Origin of the sequence: Niastella populi (genome assembly GCF_002078015.1) — a bacterium.
GTDB lineage: Bacteria > Bacteroidota > Bacteroidia > Chitinophagales > Chitinophagaceae > Niastella > Niastella populi.
Genome location: NZ_LWBP01000134.1, coordinates 24,309 through 47,835, shown reverse-complemented (window position 1 = coordinate 47,835; position 23,527 = coordinate 24,309). Strand labels below are relative to the sequence as shown.

Here is a 23,527-nt window from a genome sequence, read left to right as displayed (position 1 = left end):
TTATACATCACTTTAATTTGTAAAACCCGCATCAAATGAAAAAAAATGTACTTTATAACTTGTTACTGTTACCGCTGGCTATGCTTATAGGCACGTGGGGCATGTCGCAATCACTGGCGCCCGACCAGAACCCTGATTATATGGTTAGCCAGGCCAAATATATGGGCATGGCCGATTCGCTCAACAGCCTGCATGGTACTACTCCACAGGAAACCTATAAAGCCATCGACTGGATGGCCGACAGACAGGAAAGACGCGATGAGCGCCGCGCCTTCCGCCGTCAATTGCGGATGGAAAGGGCCAGAAACGGCTGGTATTATAACGACTACAGTTATTACTATCCAACCAATACTTACTATCCCCGTTACTCAGGTAACTACTGGTACAACTATCATCCGTATCACAACTACTATCGCCCCCGGTGGAACAACAACTACTGGAACCTGGTGCCCCTCGCTGCTACGGCGGCAACGGTTGGCTGGTTGTTGAGCCGGTAATAAAACAACATCAACAATTTATTTTGCATGCTGTTACATGGGATCACCGGTAAACGGTTCCATCGGGACAGCTCACACTAAAATTATCCATAATACAGTTCCTTTTAAAGTAATTCACAATGAAAAAAGTATACATCGCAGTTATGGCCCTGGTTGTAGCCGGTACAAGCATTTCCTGTTCTCACAAAGTAACCCGTATAGACCCCAATGAACAGATTGACCTCAGCGGCCGATGGAACAATACCGACTCCCGCCTCGTGGCAGAGCAAATGATCGACGCCATTCTGAAAGAAAAATGGGTAGGTGAGCACCAGGAGCAGCATAACGGACAACGACCCGTTGTTATCGTCGGGTTCGTTACCAATAAAAGCCATGAGCATATTGAAGCTGAAACTTTTGTAAAAGACGTTGAGTCATCTTTCATTAAATCAGGAAGAGTGCGCCTGGTGCAGGGGGGTAAAAAAAGAGATGAGCTGCGTGCAGAAAAAGCCGATCAGCAGACAAACGCTTCGGCCAGCAGCATGAAAAAATTCGGTCTCGAGCAAGGCGCAGATTACATCTTACAGGGTTCTATAAACTCCATCGTCGATTCTCAAAAACGTAAAAAAGTAGTTTACTACCAGGTTGACCTCGAGCTTACCAACATTCAAAGCAACGAAGTGGTTTGGATAGGGGATAAGAAGATTGCCAAATACGTGCAAAACTAATTGAACCTGCAGCAGGTATTCTGCAATAGTAATTTCATGGTTTTATCATTCAAACATATGATAAGAGCATTGGCTGTAGTGTGTCTGATGCCCTTGTTGTTCTCCTGCGCCACGTACAACAACCGTATTGGTTCCTATTACGATCAGGTGATCAATAACCAGTACGATAAGGCGTACATGGCCATAGATCAGAATAAGCTGCTGCGCCGAAAACGCAACAGGCTGTTGTACCTTTTTGAAAAAGGAAAAATGGCCCACTTGCTAAAGCAGTATGACAGCAGCAACCTGTACTTTAACGAAGCCGATAATTTTATTGAAGTTACCCGCACTTCTACCGCCGATATTGCCTGGGGCACTTTGCTGAACCCGATGATGGAAACATACAAAGGGGAAGATTTTGAAAAGTTCATGGTGCATTATTACAAATCGCTGAACTACCTGGGCCTGGGCAAAACGGAAGATGCAATGGTAGAAGCCCGGCGTATTTCATTACGTAACTATGCGCAGCAGGATAAAGCCGGCGCCAATACAAACCGTTATTCCGACGATGCTTTCGCGCTAATGCTGCAGGGCATCATTTATGAGCAAAGCGGCGATATGAACAATGCCTTTATTGCGTACCGCAACGCGGCCGATGTTTTTTTAAAGCATGACGGGCTGTGGTATGGCATTGGCATTCCTGAACAACTGAAGCAGGATGTGTTACGCACCGCTACCGCCAATGGTTTTACCGATGAAGCGCAACGTTACTCAACATTGCTGAAAACTACCTTACAGCCTGCTGCCAGCGCGCCGGGCGGTGAGCTGGTGATCTTTTGGGAAAACGGGCTGGCCCCGGTAAAACAGGAGCAGAGTTTTATGTTCGCGCTTACCAAAGACGGCCTTGGCAATTTTGTGTTTACCGATGCTTCCGGCTCAATGAATGTTCCGTTTATCTGGGACAGCAATTTCGACCCGGCCAATATAAAAATGGAAGAATTGCGGTCGTTACGGGTGGCTTTTCCAAGATACCAGGAGCAGCCCGTGTTTTATACCCAGGGTACAGTTACTGTAAATAATGCGCAGTATTCTTTTGAAAAAGCTGAAAACATCAATGACCTGGCCTTCGCTACATTAAAAGAACGCTTTGCAAAAGAGATGGTAAAAGCCTTAAGCCGGCTGGCCATCAAGAAACTGGCGGAAGCGGCGGCGCGGCCAAAGAAAGATGATAAGAAGAAGGATGAAAAAGAAGCCCTGGCCTCAGCCATCCAGCTTTTTAACCTTGTATCAGAAAAAGCCGATACACGCAACTGGCAAAGCCTCCCCCATACTATATTATATACACGTATTCCATTGCAAACCGGCACAAATCAGATCCAGATAAATTTTACCGGCCCAAATCAGCAAACCAAACCAATTAATCTGGTGGTGGAAGGCAATGGACGGCTGCAGGTGCAGAATGTTTGCACTTTACGATAAGAATGCTTCGTAAGATCTATTCTGACAGCATAAATGAATTTTTGGGCGGATAAAGCGTTCCCGGATCGGGGGCCTTATCCGCTCAACGTTTTTATTGATTTTTTTACCGGCCAACTGGCACCCAACTGGCTGCAAGCAGGCGCAGGCGCCCGGTATTATAAAAGGGGGCCGCCCCACGGATGTATTCCTTTTGCGGAACTTTCTGAGACAACCCTTCCTTTTCCCTGGCGGGAATGGTCAACCTCACCGCAGCTCCTAAAGTAGGCGCAGGCCTGCCTCACATTTGTCGCCATTCAGCCGGCCTTTTCCGCCACTCATACAATCTCAAAGAACTTCCTTCTGCCTTAAATAATTTCAAACAATTGAAAATCATACGTTTTCGGTTAAGCTGATTAGCGTTCTATGAATATTACCATAAATAATTTGGTACTATGTGTTGCATAGTACTTGAAAGCTCTCTATATTTGTGATGTGAAAGGGAATAAACCCAACTCACAGTAAGCCATGCCAATTCCAATTATCATAGTCATTTTAGTTGCCCTGTTCACACTGGGCAAAAGGAACCAGCCGGCAGGTGGTTCTGCCCAGGTGGTTATCGAAAGCGGAAAAAGGAATAACGGGGCGGCCTATAAAAAACAAAATCACGATAACTTAGCAGAGGTGGCGATCGAAGGGAAGAGCGAGGCTACTGTTGCCGGGGAACAGCCGGAGACCGGGGAAGTTGAAAATAATTTCCAGATCTGGACCCTGAACCACATAATTGAATAAGAGTTTGTAACTGCAGTAAACAATACTATAAAACAGAAATGACACAGGCACATTGTTCGTCTGAAAAAGTATAGCCATGAATATTGAGAACACCCAAAGTCAGATGCGGAAAGGGATCCTGGAGTTTTGCATACTCTCAATCATTCGCCGCGGGGAAGCTTACCCGAGTGATATTGTGGATGAAATGAGAGGGGCAAATCTCCAGATCCTGGAGGGTACCCTTTACCCCTTATTAACCCGGTTGAAAAATGCAGAAATGTTAACTTATCGATGGGTTGAGAGTAACTCGGGCCCTCCCCGCAAATACTTTTCGCTTACCCCTAAAGGCGAAGAGTTCTTTAAAGAGCTGGAGACCACCTGGAATGAGCTGGCCAATGCCGTGAATACGCTGGCAAGTAAACGGGAGTCGCTGGCTTCCTCTCCCAATGGAAGTAGTAACACGGAATATCCAACGGAAACCTCCCAACCCAACAACTAAACTTCAACCAACAAACACTATTCACCATGAAAAAGGTCATCAATATAAATTTTCAGGGCAGGGTAATTCCTATTGAGGAAACTGCTTATGAAACTTTGCAGCAATACATAGATAGTTTGCGAAGGTATTTCGCCAATGAAGAAGGCCGCGATGAAATAGTAAACGACATCGAAAGCCGTATAGCCGAATTGTTTTCAGAAAGATTGAAAAAAGGCGCTACGTGCATTACCGATGAAGATGTGCAATCTGTAATGGCCGGCATGGGACGCCCTGAAGATTTTGAAGCTGAAACCGGTAGCGGCAATGCCGATGCAAATGCCGGAACCCGGCAGCAGCAGGGTGCATACCAGCAGGCACAACCCGGCGCGGGCCCCACGTACGGAACCCGCGGCAAACTGTATCGCAATGCCGATGACAAGATCATTGCCGGTGTGTGCAGCGGCCTGGCAAACTATTTCCACATTGATCCCGTGATCATGCGTATCATCTTTGTGGTATTGCTTTTTACCGGTGGTTCAGGTTTCCTTGTTTATCTTATTTTATGGGTTGCGGTTCCTTCGCAATCTATTCAATCGAATATTACCAAAAGGTTGTATCGCAGTTCAGATGATAAAGTGATAGCAGGTGTTTGTGGTGGTTTGGCTGCTTACCTGAATATCAGCACCTGGATACCGCGGCTCATTTTTGCCCTTCCGTTTATCCTTGGTTTATTATCGGGTCCTTTTCATTGGTGGTGGGATGATATCGCTTTCTGGGCGGTGCCCCGCGTAATATCGGGCTCATTGGGCAGCACCCTGTTTGTAAGTTATATAGTTTTGTGGATTGCAGTGCCCATAGCCGTTACAGCAGCGGAAAAACTTGAAATGCGGGGGGAGCGGGTCGATCTGAACTCAATACGTAATACAGTAAAGGAAGACCTGGAGAGTTTCAGATCTAAAGCGCAGAACTGGGGAAACGAAGTAAAACAAAGCGCCCAACAGTTTGGCAACCAGGCAAGAGAATACGCAAAAAGTGAACGTGTAAAAACTTTTACCAACGAAGCTTCGGCCACGGCACGCACCGCCGGCAGCGGAATTGCCCATATCATTGGTGTGTTGTTCAAAGCCTTTTTCCTGTTCATTGTGGGAATGATCGCCCTGGCATTGTTCGGCGCCCTTGTTGGTTTGCTTTTTGGCAGTGTGCCCGTAATGTCGTTCAAGGAATTTTTGCTGGAGGGTTTCTGGCAGAACTCACTGGCCTGGCTAACCGTATTCCTGTTCCTTGGCGTTCCTATCATTGCCATGATCACCTGGCTTATTCGCCGCATCATGGGCGTACGTTCAAAAAATCATTATCTCGGTTATGTGTTCGGTGTTTTGTGGTTCATTGGAATAATGAGCGCCGCTTTATTAACCGGTTCAATATTCCGCAGTTTTAAATCGAGGAATTTTGTAGAAGAAAATGTTGCCATAGCGCAGCCTTCCAACGGAAAAATGTTCCTGGATGTTACTACGCAAAATATAAACTACCGTTACTACAGCAATGACTGGGGCTTCGGTTGGGACGACGATTTCGAAAATGAATGGCCGTTGTTCGGCGCCAATTTCGACTCAATTATGCTCAATATGGTGCGCGTTGATATAGTAAAAAGCAGCGATAACGATTTCCATTTGACAAAAGTGAAATTCAGCCGTGGAAAAGATCCGGTAACAGCGCGCAACGTTGCCGAAAAGATCAATTTCCCTGTAACGCAAAACGATAGCATTTTATACCTGCCCAAAGGATTTTCAATCGGTAAAAGTGAAAGGTGGCGCAACCAGCAGGTGTTGCTGGTATTGCAGGTACCGGTGGGTAAAAGGTTTATGTTAGACAGGAACGTTTCACGTTACAACAGTTTCGATGTGCGCTATAACCGTCGAGGCGGCATCGATATCAGCGATACCTGGGAGCGTACTTACTGGGTTGAAGATGGAAAAGAATATATCATGACGCCCGACGGCCCCAAAAAAATATCTCAGCTCGATGAGGAGGCCTTGTCGAGAGGTGAATATAAAGAACGCGAAAAACACGACGTTGAAGAAAAAGTGAAAGAGCGGGCCGAAGAAGAATTAAAACGAAAGAAACAGCGCGAAGAAGAAGTGCGTGAGCGTTTGAACAGGAACAGCGATACTACCGGTGGCTATCGTTATCACCCGAAAACGAAGGAGAACAAAAAAGACACCGCGCCTGCCAAAGTACAATCTTCATCGGCCAGTATCAATGACCAGGATATAGAGCATCCGGCATCTCTGTTCCCGGTAAGGTTTGCCGGCAATAAAACCGGTGCATAACAAACAGAAAGATTTTTAATAAACCTCCCCGCCGCCCTGTTATCCGGTTGCCGGAAGCAGGCGGGGTTGAAGTTGGAACAACAGGGGCCCTATTGAGGGCCCTTTTTAATATTGAATATTGAATGTCGAAGTGGAAGGCAGGTAAATGAGAAATGACAATGAAAAATTAAAAATGAGAAAGGAATACAAAAGGCAGGAGTCTGAATAATCGCGAGTTCCCTTTATGCCTTTATGCCTTTATGCCTCGTTGCCTCGTTGCCTTGCTGCCTTGTCTTATTCCCTTATTTTTGCGGCCAAACAAAAACTACACATACTGTATGAAGAACACTCCTTTCACGCAAAAGCATATAGCCCTGGGGGCTAAAATGGCTGAATTTGCCGGGTATAATATGCCAATTTCGTATAGCGGTATAAACGATGAGCACGCCGCCGTACGTACCAATGCCGGCGTATTCGACGTAAGCCATATGGGAGAGTTCATTCTGAAAGGAGAAAATGCGCTTGATCTTATTCAACGCGTTACATCCAACGACGCTTCCAAATTGACAGCGGGCAAAGCCCAGTACAGCTGTTTGCCTAATGAGCAGGGCGGAATTGTAGATGACCTGCTGGTGTACTGCATCGAAGAGAACAAAGTGTATATGCTGGTGGTTAACGCTTCCAATATCGAAAAGGACTGGAACTGGATCTCCAAGTTTAATACCAAAAATGTTGAAATGCATAACATTTCCGACAAAACCTGCCTGCTCGCCATTCAGGGTCCCAACGCAACTAAAATGCTGCAACCTTTAACGGATATTGATATTCTTAATTTAAAGTATTACACGTTTGCCAAAGGCAAATTTGCCGGCGTTGACAATGTAGTGATCAGCGCTACCGGTTATACCGGCGCCGGTGGTGTTGAAATTTATTTTGAAGATAAGGACGGCAGCGCCGATAAAATATGGGACGCCATCTTCAACATTGGTGCGCCCCGGGGTTTAAAACCGATTGGTTTGGGCGCGCGCGACACCCTGCGCCTCGAGATGGGTTTCTGTTTATATGGGAACGATATCGATGATACCACATCGCCGCTGGAAGCCGGTTTGGGCTGGATCACCAAATTCACCAAAGACTTTACCGCCCGCCCCATTCTTGAAAAGCAAAAAGCTGCCGGCGTTAACCGTAAGCTGGTTGGTTTTGAAATGATCGACAAAGGCATTCCCCGCCATCACTATGATATAAAAGATGCAGCCGGCAATAAAATAGGCCATGTTACCTCAGGTACCCAGGCGCCCAGTCTGCAAAAAGCCATTGGCATTGGTTATGTAGATGTGGCTCATGCCGCGCTCGATGCCGAAATATTCATTGGTGTACGCGATAAGTTATTGAAAGCAAAAGTGGTTAAATTCCCGTTTGTTTAATACGAACCCGATCCATTTAAAATAGTTGGTATAAGGTAGAAGGTGTAATCCGCAATTTGAGTTGCCCTAAAACTTCGGCAGCCTGATTTCGGGGCAATCTTCTGCCTTTTATTATTTTCTGGGAACCTGTAGAATTCAAAAAATTAGGAGGTTTCAAAATAATAGCCACCCGTAACTTTAATCCTTAATTTAAACCTGCTTCTGGCGTACTTCTTGCTGTTTGGGGAAGACGTTTTCAAAAGATTCCTGCATATGCCCATTATTCACTTAACCACCTTTATTGCCGCACCTATAGAAAGGGTTTTTGATTTGAGCCGTAGTATCGAATTGCATAAAAAGTCAATGTCTGATTTTCGCGAAGAGGCTGTTGCCGGTACCGTAGTGGGATTGATAAACCTGAACGAAACGGTGACCTGGAAAGCAAAACACCTGATGCGGACCCGCGTTTTGCAGGTACAGATAACTGCCATGGAAAGGCCTTTCTCTTTCACCGATGAAATGAAAAAAGGCGATTTCAAAAAAATGAAACATGAGCACCATTTCAAAGCAATTGATAACGGAACGCTGATGATAGATATCTTCAATTTCGAAGCTCCTTATGGCGGACTGGGCAAATTCTTCAGTGGCATTTACCTCTCGGGCTATGTTGAAAAACTGCTGGAACAGCGAAACCAGATCATTAAGGAATATGCCGAGAGCAATAAATGGAAACATCTTTTAGCCAATGGGCAATAAGGAATAGACAATAGGCAAGCCCTCGTGTCGCTCAGGAATTATACACAAAAAAAGCAATACGCAAAGCAGGCGGAGTACCCGAATTGGCAATCCCTTGTCAATTGCAAATTGCCAATTGCCATTGATCTTCTTCGTATTGAGAATTTTACCAATAGTAAGAATGCGGCACAGGAGATTTTACCAATTGTCCATTGCCTATTGCCAATTGATTTTGCTACTTTTGCGGTTTAATTGAATTATGTCAAACAGCAAACCGACTCTATACACATCTCCATCTCCTGCTCTGCTTGATTTATACGATATTAACAACTCCATTGTAGTGATCATCGATGTTTTTCGCGCCACATCAACCATCGCAACCGCCTTGTATAATGGGGCTAAATGCATTATACCGGTTGATAGTGTAGCAAAATGTATCGAGCTGGGCAAAAAGATCGAAGCGGTCACAGCCGGCGAACGCGACGGCAAAATTGCCGAGGGATTGTCATACGGCAATTCCCCTTTTGAATATTCGAAAGAGTTTATCGATGGCAAAACGCTGGTGCTTACCACTACGAATGGCACTAAATTATTACATATGGCATTGGAACGGGGCTCACAACACATCATCACCGGATCGTTCCCCAATTTATCGGCCGTATGCGATTACCTTATTCAGCAGAAACAGCCGGTGCTGCTGGGTTGCGCCGCCTGGAAAGACCGCGTGAATATGGAAGACTTGTTATTTGCAGGCGCCGTAATAAATCAGGTAAAAGATCATTTCACTATCAATTGCGACAGCTCGGGCATAGCAGAAACGTTGTACAAAAACGCTAAAAGCGACATGTACGGTTTCATAAAAGAAAAGAACGCAACGCATTACCAACGGCTAACCAATTTCGGTCTGGAAAAGGATATCCGTTATTGCCTTACGCCCGATTTGGCAAACGTGCTCCCTTTTTATGAAGAAGGAAAGCTGGTAGTGCACAATTCAACAGACAATTGGCAATAGGCAATAACCAATTGGCAATAGGCAATACCTGACGGCTTCGGCTTGCGTTTTTTTTGAGGCTACCGTAAGGGCAGCAGATAACGGCAAGCGGGGAATTTGCCAACTGCCAACTGCCAATTGCCAATTGCCAATTGCCAACTGCCCATTGAACTTTAGCTTTCCTTTAATAAACAAATTCAGATCCCTGTGCGTTATTTGCACAGGGATCTCTATTTCCGGCACTCCTGGGTTGATTCGTTCTATCGTGATATAATGCAATGCGGCTGTTGGACCCTGTTGATCAAACAGGTTAGGTTAACCCTTATAGTTATTCGTTTGTTAAACCGCTTTTACCAGCCTTATTATTGGAGTAACTTGCTAAGCAGGGGATGATATTGGTATGAGGTATGAATAATTTTGTACCCGGGTATTTACTAAGGGTAATACCTTACCATTTATACACATTTCCTGTGGTTGGTAAGGATTATGTATCTGATAATAATGCCGGTGCACCCAGCCCTGGCACCGGTTTTTTATAAAAAATGGCAAGGAAATGCTGCAGATCAGCCATTATGTAAATTATTTTTTATAATATTTGTGCTGCAATTCGATCAGGGTGGAATTGAAATTGCATATTCTTCATATTGCCTGGTTGTAGGTCATTCATTATAAGGAGCCGCAGCGATAGAATAGTAAAAGCAGGATTTGAACCGGGGCCCGAAAAAAGTAGCCCATTACCCTGATTAAGTGCCAATCAGGGTGAAAAAGTGACAGAAAAGCGGGATCGAACCCAAAAATTTTTGCTTTTTGTAAATTTGGCGTATTATTGTGTTTGGAATAGGGCTGATAAGTCATACCCGATACTCACAAAGCTCATCAGTTATTCTTTTCCACGCATATAAACTCATTTCAATTTTTTTTCACTAGATTTTTCAACGAACAAAGTTTGCTCGTCTGATTAAGGTGTTAACTCACAAGTTATTTTATGTATGACATTTTGCAATTGAACGACATGCTCGTTCCAGAACTGTTAGATATTGCTGAACAGTTAAAGATACCCAACGCAAAAAAATTAGATAAACAGGAACTAGTATATAAAATACTCGATAAGCAGGCTGTTATGGCCAGTGCAGTAAAGAACGGTGCGGCTGATGAAAAAGGTAAACGTAAACGTGTAGTAAAAACTACTACGGCAAACGCAACGGAAGAAGCTGATGTGGTAAGTGGTGACGATAAGCCGGCACGTAAAGAATTAAAGAAAGAAGCGCCTCGCAAAAAGGTGATCGAAAAACCGGCTCCCGCAAAGAAAGGACGTAAAAAGCCTGAGCCGGAAGAAGAAGTAGAGGAAGAAGCTACTCCGATATTACCAGTGATGAATGATGATAGCGATGAAGATGAGCTCACAGACAGGCAGGGACATGATGATGATGGGGAAGACGATGACGAGGATGAACAAGGATCAAACACCATGATTGCCCACCACGATCACGAGCGTATTGCAGATCCTCAGCCCTCAGTTGAACAACAGCAGAAGTCATATCCCCACCGTCGCGAATCTGCCTTTAACATTGAGTTTGACGGCGTTATTATGGCAGAAGGTGTGCTGGAAATGATGCCCGACGGATACGGTTTCTTACGCTCTTCAGATTATAACTACCTCTCTTCTCCCGATGATATTTATGTTTCCCCTTCACAGATAAAGTTATTTGGCTTAAAGACCGGCGACACCATTTTCGGTGCTGTTCGTCCGCCAAAAGAAGGTGAGAAATACTTTGCATTGTTGAAAGTTGAGACCATCAACGGTAAACAACCCGAAGATGTGAGGGATCGTGTTCCTTTCGATTATCTAACGCCACTGTTCCCGTACGAGAAGTTAAACCTGTTTACTGCTCCCAATCAATACAGCACCCGTATAATGGACCTGTTTACGCCCATTGGTAAGGGACAGCGTGGATTGATCGTGGCGCAGCCAAAAACCGGTAAAACGGTGCTGCTGAAAGAAGTGGCCAACGCCATTGCCGCCAACCACCCCGAGTGTTATTTGATGGTGGTGCTGGTTGATGAGCGTCCTGAGGAGGTTACCGATATGGAGCGCAGCGTACGCGCTGAAGTAATTGCTTCTACATTCGATGAGCCTGCAGAAAAACACGTAAAAGTATCTACCATCGCGCTGCAAAAAGCAAAACGCCTGGTAGAGTGCGGTCACGATGTAGTTATCCTGCTCGATTCCATTACCCGTTTGGCCCGTGCGCATAACACCGTGGCGCCTGCATCTGGTAAAGTATTATCGGGTGGTGTGGAAGCAAACGCCATGCAAAAACCAAAACAATTCTTTGGTGCTGCCCGTAAAATTGAGAACGGCGGCTCTCTTACCATTCTGGCTACAGCGCTGATAGATACCGGTTCTAAAATGGATGAGGTGATCTTTGAAGAGTTCAAAGGTACCGGTAACATGGAATTACAGCTCGATCGCCGCCTGGCAAACAAACGCGTATTCCCGTCCATTGACCTGGTAGCATCTTCAACCCGCCGCGACGACCTGTTGCTGGAGCGTGATGTATTGCAACGAATGAACCTGCTGCGCGTATATCTTACTGATATGAATACCGAAGAAGCCATGCACGAATTGCTGAAACGCATGCGCGGAACGAAAGACAACTATGAATTTTTAGCAAGCATGAACGGCTGAACGCCACCTGCTTCCAGACATAATAAAAAGTCATCTCATTAAGGGATGGCTTTTCTTTTTATATAAGCTTACGTAATTGGTGTTAATGCTATAGCAGGGCTCGCTTCGGAAAAGTTTCCAAAGCCTTTTAGAAGTCAATTTCCGGGATTTACCTACTTCATCAACGAATCTATTTTTTTCGCCAGTTGCCTGTCTTTATCGGTTACTACATCGCCGGCGCTATGGGTGCTTAACCAAACTTCAACCTGGTTATATACATTGGTCCATAAAGGGTGATGGTCCATTTTTTCCGCCTCCAGCGCAACGCGTGTCATAAAGGCAAAAGCTTCAGAGAAGTTTTTGAATTCGAATTTGCGGTAGAGTTTATTGTCTTGTTCCTGCCACATATGAATAAGTTATTTTGGTGAATAGTGAATGTTTCCGGTTTTTGGTGAGCCTGATACAGGTTACAAGTTGCAAGTTACAGGGCCATGATTTCAGGATGTTTAAATTATTGTCAGGCTCTCGAAAAATAAGCCTTGTAACCTGAAACTTGCAACTGACCGGTAACCGGTATCAGGTAACCGGCAACTGCTATCGTAATGCTTATATTAGAAAATAAGATGCCCTTTATTTTTGATCTTTTCATTGGTAAGTTCCATTACCAGCTGAACGCCCGAAATGGTTTTTACCGATTCGAGGATCTGATGAAAAAAGGTATCGGCAACGGTGTCGCCTTTCATCAGCCATAGGAAATCCAGATGCCTGAATTCGGGTAACAGGTATTCACCGTCGTATTGATTGTTATATAAATAGTGTACCAGGCTGCCGGTAGGTTCGCGGTACTCAAAGACCGAGAAATAATAATCGCGCCGTTTTTTTTGCAGTTGTATCTCTATATCGTTGTTTATGCGAAAATCGTAATGCAGTAAATGGTTCAGGTGCCAGCAAAACTGGTAACTTTTCAGGGGCGCCACAATGCCCGCCAACCGGGTATTGTCGAAAAAATCGTTGGCCAGATCATCCAGGTCGAGCTTAAGTTTCATTCCGTTTTATTGCCATAAAGGTATAAAACTTAAAATTCAACGTTGCCTTCTTTCGTTTCTTCCCCCCTTTTATACTTTACCGTGGTTTTTTCGCCTTTATGAAATTTTCCGAGGGCCTGCATATAGGCTTCAAGCGAGTTGGTATCGAAACTTCCCAGCTGCATAATTATATCTCCGGTTTGAATGCCGGCTTTCTGCGCGGGCCGCCCATCGCTTACCCCGTCAACCCGTACGCCGCTACCCGAAAAAGAGTAGTCGGGCATAATGCCCAGCGTAACGTTAAAGCGGGCGCTGGTAGTGGTAGCCGGTTCCCTTGTTTTTTGAAAGGCCAGTTTGCCTTTGGTATTGGTTTGGTTAACCAGGCTTTCAATGTATTTGATAATAAATAATTCACCGGTATAGTTGATCTTACCGGCATCGTCGCTGGGTTTATGATAATCGCTGTGCAAACCGGTAAAAAAGAAAAGCACCGGTATATTCTTTAAATAAAAAGAAGTATGATCGCTGGGCCCTATACCGCTGCTATCGTATTTAACGGTAAGGTATTTCTGCCTGCTTAATGCATTGAATACGTTGCCCCAGACTGGCGAAGTGCCATAACCGCCGATGGTTATGGTTTTGCTGCTGTCGTTCAGCCTGCCCACCATATCCATATTGATCATATAATTCACCGTTTGCAGATCGAAGGTGGGGTGTTCGGTAAAGTATTTGGAACCGAACAAACCCAGTTCTTCACCCGAAAAGGCAATAAATGCGTAATTGTTGTTTTTGTATTTCGACGACTTCAGCAAACGGGCAAGTTCTATCAGGGCAGCCGTTCCGCTGGCGTTATCGTCGGCGCCGTTATGGATCTGTTTGTCGCCCGAACGTTGCAATGTGTTGCCATCTTCACCATACCCTAAATGATCGTAATGCGCTCCAAAAACAATGGTAGTGGGGGCGCTATTATTAAGAAAGCCAATGACATTGTTTCCCGTTCTTTTCTTATCGCCGATGGAGGTTTTCAGCTTCAGATCGAGTGTGGCAGCTTCATCGGCCAGGTATTGTTTGCAGGCTTTTGCGGTTAAATACACAACCGGAATGGCCAGTGGCCGGCTATTGTCCTTTGCATCAAACTTCAGGTCATCGGGTATGGCTGAAGTGTTATATACGAACAAAGCCGTTGCGCCCTTATCGGCTGTCTTGCCGGCAAGCGTTTTTATGGCATTGATGAGATCGAAATGCGGATTTTCTTTATTTTCTTCAATAACATCTTTGAGATCATAGAACCAGGGTACGCCCTTTTCTTTCAACGCGGGTGAAACGGCAGCTTCAAGGCTTGCGGTTGGACAAAACACAAAGGGGAAGTATTCATCATTTAACTTCAGCTCACGGTCATTGATGAAGAGGAGAGTAGAAGCATTGATCTGCTTTCCGTCATATATTTCAAATGGCTGCAACCAGCCTTTTTCCCCTTTCGGTTCAAGGCCGGCCTTCTGAAATTCGTTGCTAATGTATTCGCCCGCCAGTTTTTCTCCGTTAGTGCCGGCCCTTCTACCTTCGAGCTTGTCGTCTGCAAGGTAGTTGATGTGTGCCTGTAGGTTGGTAATCACAACTTTATCGGCTTTTTTCAATTTCTGGCCAACCGAAGAAAAGGAGGCGAACAACAGAATGATCAATAAACGCATGAACAGGTTCATTGTAGTAGTTATTTTTCAGGCTTAGGTGCAAACAAAGTTATACTTAGACAAAGCCTATACCAATAATTGTTTATAATAAAATCCTCAACTCGTAAAAGTGGGTTTTCAACGGGAAATACACTATTAACCGGGCTTCGCCGTTTGATAGCGCTGGAGAAATAATGCTATTTTAACACATTTTTCCAACCTACTTAAAAGAATGCCTGTTTTATTTACAGGCTTGTTGCGGGGTCATCGTTCAAGTGATCTTTTCCAGGCATTTTAGTACGACAGAAAAACAAATAATTTTATTATCTGTTTATAAAGAGCTGTTAACCGGAGAATTCCGGAAACAGGAACCATCTAAACACCATATTAATTTTGTTTAAGATCGTTTTTTTCTTTATAAGCTCACCTTTTTTCCTTTACTTTTGCAGATTGCCCTTTTGGGAACAGTTTGCAGTTCGCAGTGGGCAGTTTGCAGTTATGTTGAATTTCCGGGTAGCCTGATTTCTTATAAATTAATTAAACTTCAGGGTGCCAACTGCCAACTGCCAACCGAATTTCAAACTGCCAGCTAATAATTGAAGATTAGGAAATTTAAAAATAAGCATGGCACTACCTCATCTTATTAAGTATGTGTATACCAATGGAACTGATGAAGTGATCCGTAGGGGAAAAAAGATACACGCCATCGGATATGTGGAACTGGTGGACTATGATGAACTCCTTGATTCGGTTACCTTCAGGGTGAAAGACGACAGCTATACCACCTACTATAAAGTAAACATTCAGAAGTTTAAAGACTCGCGAACGCTTTCGGTGCGTTGTGCCTGTCCGTATAACCTGGGTGATATCTGCCGCCACGAGGCGGCCGCGCTTATTCAGCTGCAGGAAATGCTGGATAAAAATATGCTGAAGACCGAGAAGGTTGATTACGACCAGAAGCACACCGTGTTGAAGATGAAATTCATCGATCTGAAAACGTTGCGGTTGCTTTGTTCGCCTGAAGTATATACCGAAGCAGAAAAATACCTGCGCACCCAACGCGCCGATATTGAATTTGCACAGGACGAAGTGGTAAAAGCTACGGTCAACATCGACGGCACACCCTGGAAAGTGGTGCTGCGTAAGAACGAAGAACGGAACTTCGATACCAGCAGTGACTATGAAGACCGCCTGCACCCGCTGTGTTTACCCAAAGTGATCGTATTCCTGCAATTGCTGAACGCCTACGGCCCGTATTACTTCGACAGCATTCGTAACTGGGATAAAGAAAAAAATAAACTGCTTGAAGCCTACGGGTATACGCTTAGCGATAACCTCGATGGCAAGTTTGAATTTACCTACAAAGACGGCAAACCGTTTTTACGGGTGCTCGATCCTTCCATCAAACGTATTTCACCGCAGGATGCCTCAAGGGCAAAGCCAAAACCGGTAATGGCAGAAGTGCCCACCGATACAGAATCGGAGGCCACCGTTGAAGAAACTGATAAAACACCGGGCATTACGAATCGTATAGGTATCGTATTTAATTTCAATCACGAAAGTTATCCTGGTTTCTCCGTTGACGCTATAAGCGGCGAAATAAACGATGAAGCCACACAATACACCGGCAAGGTAGAAAAGCTCGACCTGAGCAAATTTGTGAACATTGAGGTATATAACGAGAACGATAAGCAAATGATACCTCAGTTGCGCAAATTGCAGGATGTTGAGGTTACCAAATACCTTAACCGCAACTCGCCTTTCAGCGGTATTTGGGAAAACATCATTCACCATGAAGAAGATGATTTGCCCGAAGAAACAAAAGCGCTGATGGTAGAATACCTGCATCCCAAACTGAAAAAGCTGTTTGCCGATGTGGCGGCCAACCCGTTTGTATTTTACCTGAACGGGAAAAAGCCGTTCAGGACAGACAACCTGCATACCGCCGGCATAGTAACGGATTTCATTACCCCTTACTTCAAAGTGATTGCCGGTAAAAGTAATTATGAAATTGAATGCTGGGTAAAGCTGAATGGACAGCAGGTGAACATTAGCGAGAACGGCATCGACAGCAGTTTACTCTTCTTTTACAACGATAATTTATTCCTGTGGAACAAACCGGAAGATGTTAGCCTGGTAACCCAGTTTCACGGTAAAGGAAAGCTGGTACATGCAAAGGCCGACTGGCCCGAGCAGTTGCGTAAGATGGTATTACCGCTTACCAAAGAATACCATGTCGACTTCGACGACAGTATTGTAAGTGAAGTAAAAGACGGTGATCCTGAAAAACGCGTGGTGTTGCAGGAAAAAGGCGATTACCTTGTTTTTCAGCCATTGTTCTCCTATAAAGGGTTTGAAACAAAACCTGGCGGGAAAGATGAGCTCGTGATCCCCGATACCGAACGTGTAGTGATCGTTCACCGGAATAAGGAAAAGGAATCAACGTTCATAAAGAAACTCGAAAACCTGCATTCAGGGTTCATACGCCCTGAGGGCGGACAACAACTCGCGCTCAAGGGCAGCGATGTGTTGAAGAACAACTGGTTCTTTTTGTTCGTTGATGCAATGAAGGAAATGAAGATCCCGGTATTCGGGTTCGATGCATTGAAGAACTTCCGCTTTAATACCGCCCGCCCGCAAACAAAAATACATATCAGCAGCAATACCGACTGGTTCGATGCACGGGTTGATATCGTTTTCGGCGATCAGAAGGTGACCATTGCCGATGTAAAAAAGGCGTTGGCTAACCGTCAGCAGTTTGTACAGTTGAACGACGGCACCCTGGGTATTTTGCCTGAAGAATGGATCAAGAAATATTCATTGTTGTTCAGGGTGGGCGAGGGAAAGCAGAACCAGCTGCGCCTGTCGAAATATCATATGAGCGTGATAGATGAGCTGTATGATAACCGCAGCGAAGAAGAGCTGGTGCTGAAACTGGAAGAAAAGTATGAACAACTAAAGAGTTTCAATAAGATCCAGGAGATACCGCTTCCCGAACATTTAAAAAGCATCTTACGCCCTTACCAGGAACACGGTTATCACTGGTTGCATTATCTCAGTGAAATTGGCTGGGGTGGTATTCTTGCCGATGACATGGGTTTAGGTAAAACCGTACAGGCATTATCGTACCTGAACTATTACAGAACAAGCCGTGGTAAGCTGCGTGCGCTGGTGGTTTGTCCGACCACGCTGATGTTCAACTGGGAGAATGAGATAAAGAAGTTCACCCCATCGCTTACCTATTATATTCATCACGGCGGGGAAAGAACCAGAGGTAAAGATCAGTTCATGAGTGCCGAGATCATCATCACCACCTATGGTACATTACGCAGCGATATAAAACTGCTGGTTGAAATACCCTTCGATTATGTGGTGCTCGATGAATCGCAGGCGATCAAGAATCCCAGCAGTAAGGTTACCAAAGCCGCCTGCCTGCTGCAGTCGAAAAACAGGATCTGTTTAAGTGGTACGCCGCTGCAGAATAATACATTCGACATTTTTGCCCAGATGAACTTTTTGAATCCGGGTATGCTGGGAAGCGTTGAGTTCTTCCGGCAGGAGTTTGCGATTCCTATCGATAAGTTCGGCGAGGCCGATCGTAAAGATCATTTGCGAAAATTGTTATATCCGTTCATCTTGCGCCGTACAAAAGAGCAGGTGGCCAAAGACCTTCCCGACAAGATCGAAACCATCCTGTTCTGTGAAATGGAATCGGAGCAACAGGCCATTTATGATGCTTACAGGAATGATTTTCGCGATAAGATCATGGGCACCATCGAGCAACAGGGTATTCAACGTTCGCAGTTGACCATTTTACAGGGCCTTATGAAGTTGCGCCAGATCTGCGATTCGCCGGCGATCCTGAATGAAGCGGAAAAATTCCCCAACCATTCGATAAAACTGGAAGAGCTGGGGCGCGAGATCACCGAAAATATCAGTAACCACAAAGCCCTGGTGTTCTCACAATTCCTGGGTATGCTTGCACTTATTAAAGAAAAGCTGAGAGAGCTGGAAGTTGATTTTGAATACTTCGACGGCAGCACTTCGGCTATCGACCGTGAGCGCGCCATTCAGCGGTTCCAGAATGATGAGAACTGCCGCGTGTTCCTGATCTCGCTCAAAGCCGGTGGCGTGGGTTTGAACCTTACCGCGGCCGATTATGTATACATCGTTGACCCCTGGTGGAACCCGGCCGTTGAGCAACAGGCTATTGACCGTACCCATCGTATTGGCCAAACGAAGAACATTTTCGCCTACCGTATGATCTGTAAAGACACCATCGAGGATAAGATATTGCAGCTGCAGGACAAAAAACGGTTACTGGCAAAAGACCTGATCACCGATGACGAAGGATTCGTAAAATCGCTGACAAGGGAAGATGTAGAATATCTTTTCAGCTAATGAAATTCCAGTTGGCAATAGGCAGTTAACCCCGGCTGCGCCAGGGGCAGTAGGCAGTTAAAGTAAAAACTTTCGGGTTTCCCTGCTTTTAACCAGCCTCCCGGAATGGCGACACAACTGCGAGCTGCCAATTGCCAATTGCAACAGAGTGTGCCACGATACGCATAGAATATGTGCAGCATCGTGGCACATTCTTTTCCGGAATATGCCGGTCAAAGTAGTCGTGTAACCGTAAACCTTTTAAGGCGTAAATTGTTTACACAAGTTTTCCGGGGGGGTGGCGTCTAAAAGGTAATATCATAAATGTTCATAATTCTTACATGAAGAAGATTTTTACCCTGTTCTTTTTGATTTTTGCATTTGCAGCCGCTGGTTTTGCCCAGAATGTTTCGGGCAGTATACAGGGCAAATTATATGACAGCCTGTATGTTGAAACGCTTACAGATGCTACAATAACCGTATTACATGCAACCGATACTACCATAGTAACATATACCCTTGCCGATGCCAAAGGTGAGTTCAGGATCAAAAATCTCAGTGCCGGTTCCTATCGTTTAATGATCTCCTATCAGGGCTATGCTCCCAGGTATATCAGGTTCAGCATTACAACAGAGAATCCAAATGTGCAGTTAGGCACGGTATATATGAGTAAGAAGGATGACATGTTGAAAGAAGTGATTGTGGAAGCGCCGCCTATCATTGTTAAAAAAGATACGGTTGAATTCAGGGCCGATGCCTTCAAAACAAAACCCAATTCCACGGCAGAAGACCTGTTGAAGAAATTACCGGGTGTTCAGGTTGATAAAGACGGGAATGTAAAAGCGCAGGGTGAAGATGTGCAAAAGGTATACGTAGATGGTAAGGAGTTTTTTGGCACCGATCCTAAAATGGCAACCAAAAATATCACGGCCGATATGATTGAATCGGTACAGGTATTTGATGATATGAGCGACCAGGCCAAGTTCACCCGCATCGATGATGGCAGCCGTTCAAAAACCATCAATATTAAATTGAGGAAAGATAAACGAACGGGATATTTCGGCCGCTTTACAGCAGGCATAGGTGACAATGAGCGTTACCAGGTAAGCGGTATGTTCAATCGTTTCGATAACGACCGGCGCATAAGCATTCTGGCAGGATCGAACAACCTCAACAGATCGAGCTTTTCATTTAACGACATTGTTGGTAACATGGGCGGTTTTGGTTCCCGTGGCGGCGGTGGTGGCTTTGGCGGTGGCGGAGGCGGCCGTGGCCGCGGCGGCTTTGGCGGTGGAAATTTTGGTGGCCCCGGCGGCGGTGGTTTCAGCAGCTTCGGCAGCAGCAACAATGGCATTACAAAGGCAACCAATGCCGGTATCAATTATACCGATAAATGGGGCAGTAAAGTAGATGTTACCGGAAGTTATTTCTTTTCAAACAGCGATAACCGCAAAGAACAACAAAGCCTTACCCAACAAACCATAAATGGCGATTCTACTATTCTGCGGAATGAAGACATGTTCTCAACCTCTAAGAACCAGAACCACCGGTTCAATTTACGGTTTGAGTATTATATTGACTCCATGAACTCTTTGTTGTATACCCCCAACCTGGTTATACAACATTCCGAATCGTATTCATATGATACATTATTTACGCGTGCCAATAAAGGAGCGCTCGATTTTCTGGCCAATGAAGGCGTAAACATAAACAGCAATGAACGCGATGGAATAAACCTGAACAACAACCTGTTATATCGACGTAAATTTCATAAGCCGGGCCGTACATTGACGATCGGATTGAACAACAGCATCAACAATAGCGATGGGAACGGTATTACACAATCGCCTTTGCGTTCCTATGATTCTGTGGGTAATTTATTAGGGACCGTTTATCAGAATTACATGTCGACCCAAAAAACAAGAGCGCTGAATAATGTTATCAGCACTTCGTATACCGAACCCATCGGTAATAACAAGCTCATAGAAATAAATTATGCTTACACCAACCGGCATAGTACCAGCGACCGCGACGCTTTCGATTACAATGCCGATTCGCTTAAATATGATATAATCAATAAGGCCCAGACCAACTATTTTGAAAATGATTTTATTGCTCATCGCGCAGGCGCCAACTTTCGCCTGCAACATCAAAAGTATAGCTGGCAAATTGGAGCGGCCGTTGAGCACTCTCAACTGAATAATTATAACGAGCGCGCCCTCACCGGGGATACAACCATAAAACAAACGTATACCAACCTGTTTCCTACAGCGAATTTCAGTTACCAGTTCAGCCGGTCGAAGAACCTGCGCGTATTTTACCGGGGAAGAACAAACCAGCCATCGGTAAATCAATTGCAGGAAGTGCCCGATCAATCGAATATTTTATCGGTAGTCAACGGTAATCCCTCGCTTAAGCAGGAGTTTGCACACAATGTAAATCTTAATTATAATACGTTTGATGCAGTTACTTTTAAGTTCCTGTCGGTTAGCCTTAGCCTGAGCGCCACACAAAATAAAATTGCAAACAGTGTTGAGATCCTCACCGATGAATTAAGGCAGAAATATGAGCTGCAGCATTTGCCGCCAGGCGCCCAGTATACAGCTCCGGTTAACGTGAACGGAGCGTACAGCACCTCTTCCTTTATAACATTTGGATTGCCCCTGCAGGGAAAAATGAAAGGCAGCAGCCTGAACTTCAATAATAATATTACCTACAACAGGGATATCAATATGCTTTATCAGAAACGGAATATAACCAATGCATTGGTTGTTTCGCAAACAGCCGGTATTAACCTTGATATCAAAGAGGCATTGATCGTAGGTTTGAATGCCAGTGTGGCGTATAATAAGGCTACTTATAGCCAGCAATCGATTCAGAACAATGAATACTTCACCCAAACGTATTCGGCCGATATCAGCTACACATTCCTGAAAAGCCTGGTGTTATCAACCGACTTTGATTACTATATTAACACAGGCCGTGCCGACGGATTTAACCAGAGCATTCCTTTATGGAATTCGAGCCTGGCCTACCAGCTATTTAAAAAGAAGAATGGCGAACTGAAATTCTCGGTGAATGACCTGTTGAACCAGAACCAGAGCATTACCCGAACTATAAGCGATGGTTATGTGCAGGATACCCGTTCAACCGTGCTGAAGCGGTATTTTATGCTCACCTTTACCTATAACCTCAACCGGGCCGGCAATAACGAACAACGGCGCGGGGGCCCCAGGTTACCAAGGAATATTGAACGCCAGATAGAACGCAATACGAACGGCAGTTCAAATGTGGCTCCGGGTGGAGGCATGCCCCGAAGCAGAACAAATCAGTAATACAGCCCAACAATATACAAACAAGGTGGGTCATCCATAACGGGTGACCCACCTTTCATTTTGAAGCGGGCAAAAAAACCTCCCGACTTGTCGGGAGGGCTAGCACATACAATTGTGGTTTCAGAGGTAAGTGCTATTCGTTATAATAAAGTAAATATTATTAATGGAATTTTCTTCTAAGCGTTGAATCGGAGCTGATGGGTGAATTTCCCAGCATAACTACGGCCAGCAGGGATTTAACAAAACGAATGACGTTCGAAGACGGGCGATAGATAGATTTGTGGATCTTCGCGTTTTGCACATCGTGATACATTGAATTCTTTTTCATTGGTATTGAATTGATATTGAATAATAGAATAAGCTACCGTTTGTAACGCCCAATGCGGCTTTTTTATTGTGTTTATGTGAATTTAGCAATAACTATGTTAACAACATGTTGGAATTCGCTATTTTTCCATTTCGAAACCGTACCCATGAGCAAACTAACCCCATTGCTACTGGCTTTATTATTAAGCCTTAACGCTGGTGCACAAGGCGTTTTTAGCAATAACACCAATGCCGCTCTCAAAATGGTGATAGAGGACTATCCCAACCATTTTAACAATATCAAAGGAGACCGGATCGCAGCATACGAACCTGCTGTCGATTATAAATCAAAAGTCATTATTCCCGGATCGGTCAACTGTGTACTTACTCAGTATAAAACAAACGAAGCCTTTAGCTGGAAGTGTGATTTGTTTTCATCGGCCGATTTTCAAAAAGCAAAAGCAAGGTTCAGCGATCTGTTCAATGAGATCCATAACACCATCATAAAAATGGAAGGCCAGAAGCCGGCCATACTCAATGGTCAGTACCAGGCGCCGGAAAAAGAAAAAAAGCAAACCACCATTACTTTCCATTTTCTGCCCGGCACCGGTATTATACAAAAACTGCATGTTGAAATGCTTTTGAGATCCGAAGGCGGTCTTTGGAAAATCGTTCTGCAGGTGTATGAAGAACCGGCAGGCGAGGCTTCCATGCAGGCGATGGCTAAATATTAACCTTCATTAACATTAAAGCAACCCTGTTTAACCTTGCTTACCGCAGTGTAAGAATATTTTCGTAGTGGCTTTATCAACCCGAAAATA

The 23,527-nt window shown here is 44.8% G+C and carries 17 protein-coding genes; 13 read left to right on the top strand and 4 right to left on the bottom strand.

Annotated elements, in window-relative coordinates; translation table 11 throughout:
• Positions 1 to 35: 35 nt before the first annotated feature.
• The 10 genes from A4R26_RS12475 to rho all read left to right on the top strand — a co-directional run bounded on the left by A4R26_RS12475 (position 36) and on the right by rho (position 12,014).
• Entirely contained in the window at positions 36 to 497 is a 462-nt protein-coding gene (locus tag A4R26_RS12475; protein WP_081164104.1) for a hypothetical protein, read from the top strand.
• Between the two features lie 119 nt (positions 498 to 616).
• Complete coding sequence (locus A4R26_RS12470) at positions 617 to 1,204, top strand: penicillin-binding protein activator LpoB (protein WP_081164103.1); 588 nt, start codon at positions 617 to 619, stop codon at positions 1,202 to 1,204.
• 57 nt (positions 1,205 to 1,261) lie between these two features.
• The gene (locus A4R26_RS12465) at positions 1,262 to 2,662 is read left to right on the top strand and encodes a COG3014 family protein (protein ID WP_242674891.1); all 1,401 of its coding nucleotides are present in this window, start codon (positions 1,262 to 1,264) and stop codon (positions 2,660 to 2,662) included.
• Positions 2,663 to 3,166: 504 nt separating this feature from the next.
• A complete protein-coding gene (locus tag A4R26_RS12455) occupies positions 3,167 to 3,430 on the top strand; it encodes a hypothetical protein (RefSeq protein WP_081164101.1) in 264 nt (87 codons plus the stop codon).
• Positions 3,431 to 3,506: 76 nt separating this feature from the next.
• Entirely contained in the window at positions 3,507 to 3,908 is a 402-nt protein-coding gene (locus A4R26_RS12450) for a PadR family transcriptional regulator (protein WP_081164100.1), read from the top strand.
• A gap of 26 nt (positions 3,909 to 3,934) precedes the next feature.
• Entirely contained in the window at positions 3,935 to 6,217 is a 2,283-nt protein-coding gene (locus A4R26_RS12445; protein WP_081164099.1) for a PspC domain-containing protein, read from the top strand.
• A 317-nt stretch (positions 6,218 to 6,534) separates the two neighbouring features.
• A complete protein-coding gene (gene gcvT / locus A4R26_RS12440; protein ID WP_081164098.1) occupies positions 6,535 to 7,620 on the top strand; it encodes a glycine cleavage system aminomethyltransferase GcvT in 1,086 nt (361 codons plus the stop codon).
• Positions 7,621 to 7,872: 252 nt separating this feature from the next.
• Positions 7,873 to 8,355: an SRPBCC family protein gene (locus tag A4R26_RS12435; RefSeq protein ID WP_081164097.1), complete on the top strand. Its 483-nt coding sequence runs from the start codon at positions 7,873 to 7,875 to the stop codon at positions 8,353 to 8,355.
• 238 nt (positions 8,356 to 8,593) lie between these two features.
• Positions 8,594 to 9,346: a 2-phosphosulfolactate phosphatase gene (locus tag A4R26_RS12430; RefSeq protein ID WP_081164096.1), complete on the top strand. Its 753-nt coding sequence runs from the start codon at positions 8,594 to 8,596 to the stop codon at positions 9,344 to 9,346.
• Positions 9,347 to 10,310: 964 nt separating this feature from the next.
• Positions 10,311 to 12,014 carry a transcription termination factor Rho gene (rho, locus tag A4R26_RS12425; protein WP_081164095.1) on the top strand — a complete coding sequence of 568 codons (1,704 nt, stop codon included), beginning with the start codon at positions 10,311 to 10,313 and terminating at the stop codon, positions 12,012 to 12,014.
• Between the two features lie 152 nt (positions 12,015 to 12,166).
• On the opposite strand, the gene A4R26_RS12420 is transcribed toward rho, so the two are convergent.
• From A4R26_RS12420 to A4R26_RS12410, 3 genes are all read right to left on the bottom strand, one after another.
• Positions 12,167 to 12,400, bottom strand: a complete 234-nt coding sequence (locus A4R26_RS12420; RefSeq protein ID WP_081164094.1) for a 4a-hydroxytetrahydrobiopterin dehydratase — start codon at positions 12,398 to 12,400, stop codon at positions 12,167 to 12,169.
• A 204-nt stretch (positions 12,401 to 12,604) separates the two neighbouring features.
• Positions 12,605 to 13,039, bottom strand: a complete 435-nt coding sequence (locus A4R26_RS12415; RefSeq protein ID WP_081164093.1) for an IPExxxVDY family protein — start codon at positions 13,037 to 13,039, stop codon at positions 12,605 to 12,607.
• 29 nt (positions 13,040 to 13,068) lie between these two features.
• Entirely contained in the window at positions 13,069 to 14,718 is a 1,650-nt protein-coding gene (locus tag A4R26_RS12410; RefSeq protein WP_081164092.1) for a M20/M25/M40 family metallo-hydrolase, read from the bottom strand.
• A 591-nt stretch (positions 14,719 to 15,309) separates the two neighbouring features.
• Here A4R26_RS12410 and A4R26_RS12405 point away from each other — a divergent pair.
• Both A4R26_RS12405 and A4R26_RS12400 read left to right on the top strand, forming a co-directional pair.
• Entirely contained in the window at positions 15,310 to 19,086 is a 3,777-nt protein-coding gene (locus tag A4R26_RS12405; protein ID WP_081164091.1) for a DEAD/DEAH box helicase, read from the top strand.
• Positions 19,087 to 19,406: 320 nt separating this feature from the next.
• On the top strand, positions 19,407 to 22,400 hold the full coding sequence (locus A4R26_RS12400) for an outer membrane beta-barrel family protein (RefSeq protein WP_081164090.1): 2,994 nt from the start codon (positions 19,407 to 19,409) through the stop codon (positions 22,398 to 22,400).
• Between the two features lie 160 nt (positions 22,401 to 22,560).
• Here the strand turns inward: A4R26_RS12400 and A4R26_RS34925 are convergent, their stop codons facing one another.
• Positions 22,561 to 22,728: a hypothetical protein gene (locus tag A4R26_RS34925; RefSeq protein WP_165760249.1), complete on the bottom strand. Its 168-nt coding sequence runs from the start codon at positions 22,726 to 22,728 to the stop codon at positions 22,561 to 22,563.
• Positions 22,729 to 22,873: 145 nt separating this feature from the next.
• Here A4R26_RS34925 and A4R26_RS12395 point away from each other — a divergent pair, with 145 nt between their 5' ends.
• A complete protein-coding gene (locus A4R26_RS12395) occupies positions 22,874 to 23,440 on the top strand; it encodes a hypothetical protein (RefSeq protein ID WP_081164089.1) in 567 nt (188 codons plus the stop codon).
• Positions 23,441 to 23,527 lie beyond the last annotated feature (87 nt).

Coding starts and splice junctions, on each gene's coding strand:
- A4R26_RS12475 (WP_081164104.1), top strand. CDS start 36: ATGAAAAAAAATGTACTTTATAACTTGTTACTGTTACCGCTGGCTATG.
- A4R26_RS12470 (WP_081164103.1), top strand. CDS start 617: ATGAAAAAAGTATACATCGCAGTTATGGCCCTGGTTGTAGCCGGTACA.
- A4R26_RS12465 (WP_242674891.1), top strand. CDS start 1,262: ATGATAAGAGCATTGGCTGTAGTGTGTCTGATGCCCTTGTTGTTCTCC.
- A4R26_RS12455 (WP_081164101.1), top strand. CDS start 3,167: ATGCCAATTCCAATTATCATAGTCATTTTAGTTGCCCTGTTCACACTG.
- A4R26_RS12450 (WP_081164100.1), top strand. CDS start 3,507: ATGAATATTGAGAACACCCAAAGTCAGATGCGGAAAGGGATCCTGGAG.
- A4R26_RS12445 (WP_081164099.1), top strand. CDS start 3,935: ATGAAAAAGGTCATCAATATAAATTTTCAGGGCAGGGTAATTCCTATT.
- gcvT (WP_081164098.1), top strand. CDS start 6,535: ATGAAGAACACTCCTTTCACGCAAAAGCATATAGCCCTGGGGGCTAAA.
- A4R26_RS12435 (WP_081164097.1), top strand. CDS start 7,873: ATGCCCATTATTCACTTAACCACCTTTATTGCCGCACCTATAGAAAGG.
- A4R26_RS12430 (WP_081164096.1), top strand. CDS start 8,594: ATGTCAAACAGCAAACCGACTCTATACACATCTCCATCTCCTGCTCTG.
- rho (WP_081164095.1), top strand. CDS start 10,311: ATGTATGACATTTTGCAATTGAACGACATGCTCGTTCCAGAACTGTTA.
- A4R26_RS12420 (WP_081164094.1), bottom strand. CDS start 12,400: ATGTGGCAGGAACAAGACAATAAACTCTACCGCAAATTCGAATTCAAA.
- A4R26_RS12415 (WP_081164093.1), bottom strand. CDS start 13,039: ATGAAACTTAAGCTCGACCTGGATGATCTGGCCAACGATTTTTTCGAC.
- A4R26_RS12410 (WP_081164092.1), bottom strand. CDS start 14,718: ATGAACCTGTTCATGCGTTTATTGATCATTCTGTTGTTCGCCTCCTTT.
- A4R26_RS12405 (WP_081164091.1), top strand. CDS start 15,310: ATGGCACTACCTCATCTTATTAAGTATGTGTATACCAATGGAACTGAT.
- A4R26_RS12400 (WP_081164090.1), top strand. CDS start 19,407: ATGAAGAAGATTTTTACCCTGTTCTTTTTGATTTTTGCATTTGCAGCC.
- A4R26_RS34925 (WP_165760249.1), bottom strand. CDS start 22,728: ATGAAAAAGAATTCAATGTATCACGATGTGCAAAACGCGAAGATCCAC.
- A4R26_RS12395 (WP_081164089.1), top strand. CDS start 22,874: ATGAGCAAACTAACCCCATTGCTACTGGCTTTATTATTAAGCCTTAAC.